Raw genomic sequence first — 12,575 nt, 5'->3', positions numbered from 1 at the left:
TCTCAGTGGTTTCTATGCCAAGTTTTGATTTGTTTGAACAACAATCTGCAGAATATCAAGAAAGTGTCTTGCCAAAAGCAGTGACGAAGCGTGTTTCTATCGAAATGGCTGCTTCATTTGGCTGGGAGCGCTATACGGGAACAGCAGGGGCAATCATTGCGATTGATCGTTTCGGTGCGAGCGCACCTGGGGAAACGATCATCCAAAATTATCAGTTTACAGTGGAACATGTTGTTGAAGTGTTTGATCAATTGTAGAAGGTATTTTTGTTCTTTTACTATTTAAAATTTCAAGTTAAAGATACACGTACTTTATTTAGATAAAATCTGCCAAACTGGAATTCAATGTTTTCCGGTTTGGCAGATTTTTTTATTGATTCATGATTATTTTAATTTCAGGTGTTTGATTTCTAAAAAGTGTTGGAGATTTAAGACCAATCCTCCTAGAAGTGTCGCTTTTTCGTTCAAAGAGCTGTTGCGGACGACTAATTGATTCGAAAAATGATTGTGCAGATTCCCTTTTAATTGTTCGATCATATCAGGTATTTCGCGATAAAGTGAGCTATTCAAAATAATGATCGATGGGTCATAATGGGCGATCAAGTTGTTGATACCGATCGTCAAGTAGTTGATATTTTCTTCTACGACTTGTCGCGCATCACGATCTTGGTTTTGGTAGTATTCTCTAAGGATGATGCCATTGACATAGTCTAGGTTTTTTTTCTGAGCAAACCGATCGTAGCAAACTTTGTTGGCAGCGTACATCTCCAAACAACCTCGGTTGCCACAGCGACATTCCTTACCGTCCATCACGATGATCTGATGACCGATTTCACCAGCAAAACCATGGGCACCAACCTCTAAATTCCCATTTTTGACGATTCCTGCACCAATGCCGCTGTGCATATTGATACTGACAAGATTTTCCGAATCTGAGGTAAAGCTATACTCACCTAAAGCTGCCAGATTTGCTTCATTTTCCAAATAGACAGGATAGTCTCTCAGTTTTTCAGCTATTTTGCGAAAAGGAATGTGATCGAAATTGTAATGTGGGCCAAAAATCGGCTCACCATGGTAGACAGGGCCATGAACGGCAATTGCTACCCCAATAATTCCATATTCTGTCGTCGGAAGATGTTGTTCAAATAACGTGAAGATTTCTGAAAGATACAGATGGATGGCTTCCTCATCTAATGTGATTGGCTTTTTTTGGATATGTTGGATCTCTTCCCCATCTAGATAAGTAAGGAGAGCATGGATGTAATTATAGCCGATGTCAATAGAAATAGAGAGGCCAGCTTTTCCATTATATTGAAGAATGATCGGTTTACGTCCACCGACATTACTAGATTCTCCAATGCCGGTCTCGATGACTAGTTGATCATCGATCAATTTTTTCACAATAGAGGACACAGTTGCTTTGGTTAGTCCAGTTATGGCTGAAAGCTCTGCACGAGAAAGAGCGGGTTGATTCATAATCAATTCTAAACAGAGAGACTCATTTGGGCTCCGTCGAGTATACGTTGGATTTTTCAAAGTAAATCACTTCCTATTCATTATGTAATGAGGATACGTTCTAAAGTATACTGGTAATCTCATTATTTTTCTAGTTATTTATCTATAGCTATTTCGTTTTGTAAAGTAAATAAATTAACTTCATTCGAATATAAATGCTTTGATAATAATAAAAAAATAACTTGACTATAATTATGAAAGCGTATACTATATGCTTGTTAAGTTAGTTTGTTAGATAAACTAACTAATATAGAATGAATAAATTAGGAGGAATATGTTATGAGCTATTTTCCACAAATAGAAAAAATCCAATATGAAGGTACAACGACAACCAATCCCTTTGCTTTTCGCCATTTTAATCCAGAAGAGGTAGTTGCCGGTCAAACGATGAAGGAGCATTTACGATTTGCTGTTGCTTACTGGCATACCATGACACAAGATGGCAGTGATCCATTCGGCTCACCAGTCAATCAAAGAACGTGGCTAGGTGCGACTGAAATGGAAACCGCAAAAAATCGAGTAGCGGCCTTTTTTGAGATTTTAGAAAAATTAGGTGTCGAATATTTTTGTTTCCATGATGTCGATATCGCGCCTGAAGGGGATAGTTTAGAAGAATTCTATGCAAACTTAGATGAAATCACCGATTTGATCAAGGAACAGATGGAGCGTACGGGAATCAAACTACTTTGGAATACTGCAAATATGTTCAGCCACCCACGCTACGTGAATGGTGCAGCTTCAACGAATCATGCGGATGTCTTTGCCTATGCTGCTGCTCAAGTCAAAAAAGGCTTAGACATCTCAAAAAAACTCAACGGTCAAAATTATGTATTCTGGGGTGGTCGTGAAGGGTATGAAACGTTGTTGAATACGGATATGGCGTTTGAACAAGATAATATTGCACGTTTGTTCAAAATGGCGATCGCGTATAGTGAAAAAATCGGTCATACGCCACAATTCTTGATTGAACCAAAACCAATGGAACCAAGTAAACATCAATATGATTTTGATACCGCAACGGCTTTACAATTTATTCAAAAATATGGTTTACAAGAGAAATTCAAACTGAATCTAGAGGCTAATCATGCAACGTTAGCTGGGCATACGTTTGAACATGAGATCGAAGTAGCACGGATCAACAACGCGTTAGGTTCCCTAGATGCGAATCAAGGGGATGTGTTGCTTGGCTGGGATACTGATGAGTTTCCAACGAACGTCTATGATGTCACATTGGCCATGTATGGTGTCTTAGAAAATGGCGGTATCGCACCAGGAGGAATCAATTTTGATTCGAAAGTCCGTCGTTCCAGTTTTGCCATGGAAGATCTATTCTTAGCGCATATCGCAGGGATGGATACCTTTGCTAGAGGGCTGAAGGCAGCTGCGAAATTAAAAGAGGATTGCTTCTTCGATACCTTAAAAGAGAAACGCTATGCTACGTTCCAAGAAGGCATTGGGGAATCCATTGTCAACGACAAGGAAGATTTGGAAAGTTTGGCTGACTATGCATTGAAGTTGAAAGATATCGAGCTGGAATCAAGCCATATCGAATATGTCAAATCTTGTTTGAATGATTATTTAGTTTAATCCAACTTATGGAGAGTCTCATTCAGTTAGCTAAGGATAGATGTCACTGACTCCTTTGGATGGTTGAAAGGGATTCTCCTAAAAAAATAGAGTGAGGTGTACGATGAAAATTAAAAATCCAGTATTAACAGGTTTTCATGCTGATCCGTCTATTGTGCGTGTGGGAGAAACATATTACATTGCCAACTCAACGTTTGAATGGTTTCCAGGCGTTCAGATCTATGAGTCGCAGGACTTGATGAATTGGCGTTTAGTGGCACGTCCATTGGCTTCTGTCGAGATGTTGGATATGAAGGGCAATGAAGATTCAGGAGGGATTTGGGCGCCCGATCTCTCTTATGCGGATGGGAAATTTTGGTTAGTTTATACCGATGTCAAAGTGGTCAATGGAGCGTTCAAAGATTGTACAAATTATTTGACTACTGCAGAAGAGATCACTGGTCCATGGAGTCAACCGATCCGGTTGAACGGTGTCGGCTTCGATGCTTCTCTTTTCCATGATGACGATGGCCGCAAATACCTAGTTCAAATGGAATGGGATCATCGCGAATACCATCATCCATTTAACGGGATCAAATGCACCGAATATTCAGTAGAAGAGCAACGTCTACTTCCGGAAACAGGTAAGATCATTTGGAAAGGAACTGACGTGAAATTAGTGGAAGGCCCACATCTGTATAAGTTATTTGGTTATTATTATTTGTTTTGTGCAGAAGGTGGTACCGTCTATACGCACCAAGAAGTGGTGGCACGGTCAAAAACTTTAGAAGGAGCTTTTGAAAGCCAAGCAGAGACCTTTTTAACTGCCTATGATTCTCCAGAAAATCCGTTGCAAAAATGCGGGCATGGTGCATTAGTCGATACACCAGAAGGCGAATGGTATTTTGCCCATTTGACTGGTCGACCGTGGCATCACAAAAATGAATCCATCCATGATCCTCGTGGCTGGTGTACATTAGGCAGAGAAACAGCGATCCAAAAGGTGACATGGTCTAAAGAATTGTGGCCAGAAATCGTTGGTGGAAAGCAAGGGAGCATGGAGGTGGAAGCACCTAAAGGAGTGACACCTCACCCTTATGAAAAACTGCCAGAAAGGACTAACTTCGAACAAAGCGAACTGCCACCACAATTTCAAACAGTACGTGTCCCTTTTACGAAGGACATCGGCATCTTGAAAGAGGGAAAGCTGACATTACGAGGTGCCGGAAGTTTAGCCAATACACATGGAAACTCCCTAGTTGCTAGACGTTGGCAAGCATTTGAGTTTGAAGCGGAAACTGCATTGAGCTATTCGCCAACGACCTTCCAGCAAATGGCAGGGCTGACGAATTATTACAATTCGCAACATTGGTCGATGATCCAAGTTACTTGGCACGAAGAAAAAGGTCGTGTCATTGAACTCACTGAGAATAATCAAGGCGTATTCAAAAGTTATTTGCAGGAACAGGTCATTCCAATTCCAGAGGATGTAACAATTGTTTATTTCAAAACGATCGTCAGAAGAGAAACTTACACATATGCTTATTCGTTTGACGGAAAAACATGGATCGAATTAGCGATCCAGTTAGACGCAAAAGTACTATCCGATGAATATGTCAACCAAACCCATGGTGGATTTTTTACGGGTGCATTTGTGGGAATGGTCAACATCGATTACTCAGGATATGATTTACCAGCTGTTTTTGATTATTTTGATTATCGGGAAAAGCAAAGTGAATAGGACAGTGTGGTCGCTTCAGGAGTAAGAGGGGAGATCTTTCATGGAAAAAGAACGTTTATTTTCAATGTCTAATATTGAAAAAAGTTTTGGCCCTGTCCACGTCTTGAAAAAAGCAAGACTTGAGATAAATAAAGGCGAGATCCATGCTTTTATGGGAGAAAACGGAGCCGGTAAGTCTACTTTAATGAACATTCTTGCTGGATTGATCGATAAGGACGAAGGAGAAATCATATTTGAAGGGAAAGAAATCCCTAAAATGACTCCTGACTTCGCACAAGAATTAGGGATTGCCTTTGTTCATCAAGAGTTGAATCTAGCAGAAGATTTGTCTGTGGCAGAAAATATTTTTATTGGTCGTTTGCCCTATAAAAATAAGGCGTTAGGAATTGTTGACTTCAAAAAATTATATGAAGACACGCAACAATGGCTGAATCTAGTAGGATCTGCGATTTCTCCTACTACACTGGTTGCTTCGTTGTCTACTGCCAATAAACAATTAGTTGAAATTGCCAGAGCGCTTAGTTTGAACGCCAAAGTGATCATTTTTGATGAGCCAACGACTTCTTTGTCTGAAAAAGATGTCGAAGTTTTGTTTATTATCATTCGCAGATTGAAGGAAAAAGGTGTATCCAGTATTTACATCTCCCATCGGATGAAAGAGATCTTTGAATTAGGTGAACGAATCACGATCATGCGCGACGGGGAATATATCTTGACCGATGAAGTGAAAAACTTGTCTGAAGAAGCAATCATCGCTCGCTTAGTTGGGCGAGAAATCAACGATCTGTATCCGAAACAACCTACCCAATTAGGAGAAACTTACTTACAAGTTTTGAATCTTTCTGATTCTTTTGGGCGGGTGAAAAATGTTAGCTTCCAGGCAAGACGAGGGGAAGTATTGGGCTTTGCGGGGTTAGTAGGAAGTGGTCGAACCGAAACGATGCGATTGATTTTCGGTGCAGATCGAGCAAAATCTGGTGAAATCAAATTGGCGAACCAGCCGGTAGTGATCAAGTCACCGGTGGATGCGATTCGTCAAGGAATTGGACTACTAACGGAAGACCGTAAACACCAAGGCTTGTTTCTTGGTCTTTCGATCCAAGACAATATCACGATAACGAATCTAGGTGGATTTGTATTAAAACATGAATCACTTAATCAAACGGCTCATCAGTTTGTACAAGACGTGAAGATCAAGATCAGCGATATTGCGCGTCCAGTTGCCAGTCTCTCTGGTGGGAATCAGCAAAAAGTCGTTTTAGCAAAATGGTTGAATACAACAAATCAAGTATATATTTTTGATGAACCGACAAAAGGTATTGATGTGGGGGCAAAATCAGAAATCTATACGATCATCAATGAGTTGGCACGCCAAGGGAAAACGATTTTGATCGTCTCTTCGGAAATCCCTGAATTATTAGGGATCTGCGATCGAATCCATGTTTTTCGGGAAGGTGAGATTACAGGAGAAGTCGTCGTCGCTGAGTATCAGGACAGAAAAGATGAGGCGCAAGAATTGATTATGACCTATGCTACGCTTAATGAGCATTAACGATTCTTCAGTTAGAGGATATGTAAACAAAGGAGAGAACGATGGAAAAACGAAACAAGTTAACGATCAAGTCACTTTTTATGAACTACTCTGTTTATTTAGTGTTAATTGCTTTAGTCCTATATTTTTCAATTGCAAATGCGAATTTTTTGAGCACATTCAATATTGAAAATTTCTTCCAACAAATTCCACCGGTAGGCATTTTAACTGTTGCTTATGCGATGATTTTGATTTGCGGCTATGTGGATCTATCAATTGGTTATGTCGGAATGGCATCAGGAATGCTCGGTTTATATGCGGCAAATCAAGGAATGCCTGCGCCAGTCGTTGTGCTTCTGGCATTATTGACAGGGGCAATGTTAGGCGCGGTGAACGCTTTGTTGATCAAGAAATTTGATTTGCCTTCGTTTATTTTAACGTTAGGAACAAGTTATGTCATCAAAGGGATGCTCGGTTTTTTCACGGACGAACAATTTATCGGTTCCGAAAACGAGTGGTTCAATCGCTTAGCGAAAACGCCGATTGGTACGGATATGTTCAAAAGCAATGCCTTGATTTTTTTAATTATCATCATTGTATTTGCTTTTATAATGAAAAATACGCGTTTGGGAAGATATACCTATGTGGTAGGGTCAAATCAAGAAGCAGCCAGACTATCCGGTATCGATACGGATAAACATATCATCAAGATGTTTATGATTGAAGGAATGTTAGCAGCCATCGCTGGTTTGTTGATTGTTTCGAATTTAAATGGTGGCGCTTCCAAAGATGCGAATGGCTTAGACTTGTTCGCAATGGCGGCAGCTATCATGGGTGGTACATCATTTAGCGGTGGAATCGGCACGATTGGCGGAGCGGTAGCAGGTATCTTAACCTTACAAGTATTTAAAAATGGCTTGACATTGATGGGGGTAAATTCATTTTTACAAGATACAGTGACCGGTCTAGTCATTATTTTAGCAATCATCATTGATTATTTGAAACGTCGAGCAAGTCGTCAGTCATAATTATAATCTAAGGAGTGAAAAGACCATGTTAAAAAAATCATTTTGGGTCATCAGTATGTTCGTTGCGTTATTATTAGTTGGTACAGGATGTAGTACGAGTGATTCTGCAGATGCAGATAGCGAAAAGACCTTGTATTTCATTCCAATCGTAGACACCGGGGCTTATTGGAACCCCATGAAAAAAGGAGCAGAGGATGCGGCACAAGAATTGGGCTATACATTGGTCACGAAAACATCTCCTTCTGCTGAACCAAGTAAGAAAGAGAAACATATCGGCTTTATCAGAGAAGCAGTTGCCAAAAACGTAGCAGGAATCGCCATTGCACCGATTGAGAAAAAAGCGTTCGTTGATCCAATCAAAGCAGCCATGGATAAAAATATTCCAGTCATCACCTTTGATGCCGATTTAGAAAATCCTGAAGATCGGACAGCTTACGTCGGTACAGACAATGTCTCAGCTGGAAAAGAATTAGGGTTACGTGCGGCTGAAGAAATGAAGGCAAAAGGCATTACCGGTGGTTCGATCGCCATCGTTTGTGTGGACGTCGCACAACCAACTATGATCGATCGTGAAAAAGGACTGAAAGAAGGTTTTGCAGAGATCTATGGAAAAGATGCTGAGAACTTTAAGTTTTTAGCGACGATCCAAGACAATGATCAACCATCAGAATCTAAAAAACAATTAGAAGGCTACATTGCGGCGAATAGAGACTTAGTCACTGTCTTTTCATTAGGTTCAGAAGGGCCGAATGTCGGTGTGATGAGTGCATTAGAATCTCAAGGAAAAGCAGGACAGGTGCTTCATTATGGATTTGATTATACGGACACTTGGTTAAGCGGAGTAGCGGACGAACGAATCACAGCGATCGTTGACCAAGATGCGTACCAAATCGGCTATCAAGTGATCGAGAATTTAGTGAAAGCAATCGACGGTGAAACAATTGACGCAACAATTCCGATCGATGTCAACTATGTGTTAGCTGAAGAGTTAGAAGAGTATGGAAAAGAAAAAAGTAAAGTGAAAACAGACTCAGTAGAAGATTCTTCAGTAGAAAGTACAGAAGAAACAGAATAAAAAGCGTATGTAATCAGTGGAAAGGAACAGGTGGTGTCTTGATGGAACGGACTGTTTCTTTCGCTTGTTTTTGTCGGAAAGGGGAACGATTCATGTATGTATTAGGTTTAGATCTAGGAACAAGTGCCTTGAAGGGCCTAGTGTTTGATCGAAAAGGAAAGTTAGTGGCAGAAGCAGTTGCTTCTTACCCTATGAGCAATCCACAGATGGGGTATAGCGAGCAACAACCGGCGGATTGGCTCAAAGCAGCAGATCAAATATTGAAAGAATTATTAGGGAAAGTGACTGATCTTAAAGATGAATTGGCAGGCATCAGTTTTTCTGGACAGATGCACAGCTTAGTTTTTTTGGATGAAGCCGATCAAGTTGTAAGACCAGCTATTTTATGGAATGATGTTCGTACGACACCACAATGTCAACGAATCACTGAAATAATGGGGGATAAGTTGTTACAGCACACGAAAAACAAAGCGTTAGAAGGATTTACACTACCGAAAATCTTATGGGTCCAAGAACACGAACCAGCGAGTTGGGAAAAGGTCAAACACATTCAATTACCGAAAGATTATTTACGATTCTGGTTGACTGGTTCGTATCATATGGACGAGTCAGATGCGGCTGGCACACTACTGCTGGATCAAGAAACGAAGCAGTGGGATGAAGAAATCTTAGAAGAATTTGGGATCGATCCAGCCATCTTACCTCCTTTAGTGGCTTCTACTGACGTGGTGGGGACATTGAAAGAGGAATTAAAAGAAAGATACGGCTTTACCAAGCCAGTCAAAGTGATTGCAGGCGGTGCCGACAATGCCTGTGGCGCTGTTGGCGCTGGTATTTTAGAAGAAGGTCTTGGATTATGTTCCATCGGCACAAGTGGAGTATTCCTTCGTTACGAAAAAAATGTGGATAGAGACTATCAAGGGAAGCTCCATCTCTTCCAACATGCCTCAGGTGCCGCGTATTCCATGGGTGTGACCTTAGCAGCTGGCGACAGCTTGAGTTGGTTCAAACAGCGCTTTGCTCCTAATCGTTCCTTCAGCGAGTTGCTATCAGAAATCGGAAGTGTTGATGCAGGCAGTAATGGCTTATTGTTCACTCCTTATATCGTAGGGGAACGGACGCCTTACAGTGATAGTCAAATCAGAGGAAGCTTTATTGGGATAGATACGCAACACGAATTGAAACATTTTACCCGTAGCGTGCTAGAAGGGATTACCTTCTCTCTAAAGGACTCCCAAGCGATCATGGAAGAGATGACCCAACAAAAAATCGAAACAATCGTATCAGTCGGTGGCGGCGCAAAAAATCAGACGTGGCTCCAAATGCAAGCGGACATTTTCAATCGACCGATCGTTACTTTAACCACCGAACAAGGACCTGGGCTTGGCGCCGCTATGTTAGCAGCAGTAGGCTGTGACTGGTTTACTGATTTGAACGAATGTGCAAGTGTTTTTGTTTCCTACCAATCCCCTGTGCAACCGAACCCGCAACAAGTGGAAATTTACCAAAAGGTGTATGCGCGTTATCGTAAAGTATACGAATGTACAAAGGAAATTTGTCACATGTACGAAAAATAATAAACGAGTACCTAAGTGAAAGGAGTGTTCCTAGTGAAAAAAATGATCACGTTGTTAGGCGATTTTTACCATCCGCATGATCCGTTAGTCAACTATTTTCAGGGGATCGCTAAGCACTTCCCACAAGAACTAAAGATGACTGATCTGACGATCGAGCAACTAACCAAAGCATTACATGAGCAACCTGATTTATTCCTCCTTTCAAAGGAAAATCGGTTAGCACCCAAAACAAATGACGCTTTTTGGTTAAATGAAACATACGATCAGTTGATCACCAAGTATGTAGCGGGTGGCGGAAGCCTGATTGCGTATCATTCAGGACTTTCTAGCTACCCGATCCACTCTGCGTTTAGTGAGATGTTGCGGGGGCGCTTCCTTCATCATCCCAAACCTACAGAAGTAACCTATCGAGAACCAAATGGTAAGTCTTATAAAATATGGGACGAACACTATTTCACTGAGGTAGCTATAGGCGAAACGGAAGTTCTGATGCACAGCTTTTCTCACTATGGTGAATCGATTGCCGCTTGGCGACATCTGTATGGTAAAGGTAAAGTTTTTTGTATGACTCCTGCACATTTTTCAGAAGGATTGCAACATGAAGGAAATCAAATGGTACTTTTCGATGGAATTAGTTGGTGTCTAGAATCAACATGAATACGGTGAAAAAGAAGGATAGTTTTTTTATAAGTCCATTTATGTTTCCAATCAGTGCTATACTTAAAGTATTCAATAGATTGGAGAAAATTTATGAGTCAAACAGAATTTATCATGCTCCTGATCGTCGGCATCATTGGAATCTTAATTGTCTTAGAAATCAATTCGCGAAAAAAATTAAGAGCAGATATCCGTTACAAATGGGGGAAGCTTCCATATCAAGTACGATTTGATAAGGAGGAGAGCTTAAAAGAAGCTTGGCAGACAGAAAAAAAGTTTCGCACGTGGGACAGTGAAGTCGATGACTTGACTTGGTATGACCTAGATATGTTTGAAGTATTCGAAACGCTCAATCATACGTATTCAAGTGTGGGTTCAGAAGCGCTTTATCAGCGACTGCGTAATTTTGATTTTGGACAAGATCAGCGTCTAGAAAAGTTGATTACTTTCTATCAAGAAAATCCTAAGTTGAGAGAAGAAATCCAATATCAATTTGCACGAATTGGAAAAAAAGACCGGAATTTTGCCAAACAATACTTAGCAGATGGCAAAAGCAAAAGAATTGGTCATATTGGGCTATTTGCCTTTTTAGGCATGTTACCACTCATTGGTTTAGGCTTGTTTTTACTTGGACAAGTGATCGGCATTTATCTCGCGATCATTAGTGTGTTATTCAATACGGTTTATTACTTGATAAAAAAGCAAACACTCGAAACAGAACTTAATAGTATGAGCTATCTTGTTTCTACGATTTCTGCGGCGAAAAAAATAGCTACGTTTGCCACACCGTTACAAGCAGAGTTACAAAAAAATGTTCAGCCTTTAAAAGAAATCCCTAAGTTCGGTTTTTCATTTCGAGTGAAAAATGGCTCAGAAGCGGAGTTGTTTTTTGACTACTTGAATATGATGTTCATGTTGCCATTTATTTCGTATCATTTTGTCATTAGCCGATTGGAAAAGAAAACGGAACAAGCGATTGAATTATGGCAATTACTCGGAGAGCTAGAAGTAGCTGCGGCAGTATTGAATTATCGCACCTACATGCCCTATTCTTGTCAACCAGTCTTTGCAGAAGGCGGGATTATGGCAGAGGATACGTATCACCCTCTGATTGCAGAGGCAGTCGTCAATCCCATCGATTGGCAACAGAACACATTGGTCACAGGCTCGAATGCTTCAGGAAAATCGACGTACGTCAAAAGTATTGCCATCAACTGTATCTTAGCGCAAACGATCCAAACTGCTTTAGCCGAATCTTTCACGATCCAACCCGGTCATGTCTTGACCTCGATGGCGATCGAAGATAATTTGTTTGAAGGCGATAGTTACTTTGTTTCAGAAATCAAATCGATCAAGCGCTTATTACAGCAAGTGGAAACAAAAGAACGTTGCTATTGCTTTGTCGATGAGATCTTGAAAGGGACAAATACGATTGAACGGATCGCGTCTTCAGCAGCTATCGTGAATTGGTTGAGTGATTACCCTTCTTTAGCCTTTGTCGCAACACATGATATCGAACTGACAGAGATCTTGAAAAAAGATTGTGCCAATGTCCATTTTGAAGAGCAAGTGACGCCTGAGAAGGGGATCAGCTTTGACTTTAAATTAAAACAAGGACCTGCTAAGACAAGAAATGCCATCGCATTATTAGATGTGCTGAAGTATCCTACAGCAATCGTGAAAGAGGCACAAGCAGAAGCCGCCTATTTTGATCAACATCGCCAATGGCGGGTAGTGGAGTAAGAAATAAGCCCAAGCTGAAAGTATTTAGTCAATAACCATCATTGATAATGAAAACCACAGAGACGACAGAATTATTTTCTGGAAGGACTTGTGGTTTTTTCATTTTCATCTTACTGCATGAAGCTTAACGGCTTTCTCACAAC

General features: G+C 40.7%; 10 protein-coding genes. 9 read left to right on the top strand and 1 reads right to left on the bottom strand.

Annotated features, from left to right (window positions below; all coding sequences use genetic code 11):
* On the top strand, positions 1–257 hold a 257-nt coding region (locus ACH0AK_RS11800), incomplete at its 5' end, for a transketolase-like TK C-terminal-containing protein (protein ID WP_146808794.1).
* A 126-nt stretch (positions 258–383) separates the two neighbouring features.
* On the opposite strand, the gene ACH0AK_RS11795 is transcribed toward ACH0AK_RS11800, so the two are convergent.
* Entirely contained in the window at positions 384–1,535 is a 1,152-nt protein-coding gene (locus tag ACH0AK_RS11795; RefSeq protein WP_010734020.1) for an ROK family transcriptional regulator, read from the bottom strand.
* A 258-nt stretch (positions 1,536–1,793) separates the two neighbouring features.
* Here ACH0AK_RS11795 and xylA point away from each other — a divergent pair, with 258 nt between their 5' ends.
* From xylA to ACH0AK_RS11755, 8 genes are all read left to right on the top strand, one after another.
* Entirely contained in the window at positions 1,794–3,101 is a 1,308-nt protein-coding gene (gene xylA / locus ACH0AK_RS11790) for a xylose isomerase (protein WP_226076991.1), read from the top strand.
* Positions 3,102–3,204: 103 nt separating this feature from the next.
* On the top strand, positions 3,205–4,821 hold the full coding sequence (locus ACH0AK_RS11785) for a glycoside hydrolase family 43 protein (protein WP_010734022.1): 1,617 nt from the start codon (positions 3,205–3,207) through the stop codon (positions 4,819–4,821).
* A gap of 40 nt (positions 4,822–4,861) precedes the next feature.
* Positions 4,862–6,373 carry a sugar ABC transporter ATP-binding protein gene (locus ACH0AK_RS11780; RefSeq protein WP_023520549.1) on the top strand — a complete coding sequence of 504 codons (1,512 nt, stop codon included), beginning with the start codon at positions 4,862–4,864 and terminating at the stop codon, positions 6,371–6,373.
* A gap of 41 nt (positions 6,374–6,414) precedes the next feature.
* Positions 6,415–7,380, top strand: a complete 966-nt coding sequence (locus ACH0AK_RS11775; RefSeq protein WP_023520548.1) for an ABC transporter permease — start codon at positions 6,415–6,417, stop codon at positions 7,378–7,380.
* Between the two features lie 25 nt (positions 7,381–7,405).
* Entirely contained in the window at positions 7,406–8,455 is a 1,050-nt protein-coding gene (locus ACH0AK_RS11770) for a sugar ABC transporter substrate-binding protein (RefSeq protein WP_010734026.1), read from the top strand.
* A 41-nt stretch (positions 8,456–8,496) separates the two neighbouring features.
* Positions 8,497–10,032, top strand: a complete 1,536-nt coding sequence (gene xylB / locus ACH0AK_RS11765) for a xylulokinase (RefSeq protein WP_434800860.1) — start codon at positions 8,497–8,499, stop codon at positions 10,030–10,032.
* Between the two features lie 42 nt (positions 10,033–10,074).
* The gene (locus ACH0AK_RS11760; protein WP_153830580.1) at positions 10,075–10,689 is read left to right on the top strand and encodes a ThuA domain-containing protein; all 615 of its coding nucleotides are present in this window, start codon (positions 10,075–10,077) and stop codon (positions 10,687–10,689) included.
* A gap of 93 nt (positions 10,690–10,782) precedes the next feature.
* On the top strand, positions 10,783–12,432 hold the full coding sequence (locus tag ACH0AK_RS11755) for a MutS-related protein (RefSeq protein WP_137072976.1): 1,650 nt from the start codon (positions 10,783–10,785) through the stop codon (positions 12,430–12,432).
* Positions 12,433–12,575: the final 143 nt, after the last annotated feature.

This window comes from Enterococcus pernyi, from assembly GCF_045371165.1.
Lineage (GTDB): Bacteria > Bacillota > Bacilli > Lactobacillales > Enterococcaceae > Enterococcus_B > Enterococcus_B pernyi.
This window is presented reverse-complemented; position numbering and strand designations above follow the sequence as displayed.